Source organism: Desulfothermus okinawensis JCM 13304 (assembly GCF_054654515.1).
The window spans coordinates 1-646 of the sequence record NZ_BAAIEW010000074.1; the positions used below are offsets into that span (position 1 = coordinate 1).

Genomic DNA, 646 nt, shown 5'->3' on the forward strand with positions numbered 1-646 from the left:
GGCTCCGTCCAAAATAGATTTCTTCAGGAGTTCTATACCCAAGAGATTCATGGAATCGCTCCAATAATATTGGGAGGTGTTTCAAAAACTGTGTAATACAAAGAGAACTAAGAAGAAAAGATATAAAAGATTCATTTAGCACCGTAAGAGAAAATTTAAGGACCCTGGTGAGAGTAACAACCACCATGAAAACCAAACAAAAAAAGGTAGTTCATTTAAGACAGACATCAGAACCAGAGCCATATCACATAAAGATACTTAATGCCTTAGATATACCACTAAAAGCCCTAAAAAGAGTAATAAAAATCAGTTAGTTAGAAAATTTGTAGTAAAAAAAATGAATTGCAATTATTACAATATGTTATCAAAAATTTTGATAAACTTGGGTTAAATGCTCCGTTGTGCCTCTTCCGGATGTTACCCATCTAATCCTTGCCTCCTTTCTGTCCTTTCAGGCTAACATCCATCTTATTCCTCTGTCCAGTTTTTGGGGTCCATTATATCTAGTAACTTTAAAGCCTTTTTGCCCATTCAACTGTCAAAGTCGGGAAAAAATTTAAAACTTACAGGGGAATTTTAAGAGACTTTGGCTTAATGCTTTTTATCCTTAGGTCTGTTAGCTTGCTCATACCCAAAGCCTTGCTTG

1 protein-coding gene is annotated in these 646 nt (G+C 35.1%); it reads left to right on the forward strand.

Annotated features, from left to right (window positions below; all coding sequences use genetic code 11):
* The first annotated feature begins 185 nt into the window (after positions 1–185).
* Positions 186–314 carry a hypothetical protein gene (locus ACYQ0O_RS13080; RefSeq protein ID WP_459893780.1) on the forward strand — a complete coding sequence of 43 codons (129 nt, stop codon included), beginning with the start codon at positions 186–188 and terminating at the stop codon, positions 312–314.
* The last annotated feature ends 332 nt before the right edge of the window (positions 315–646 follow it).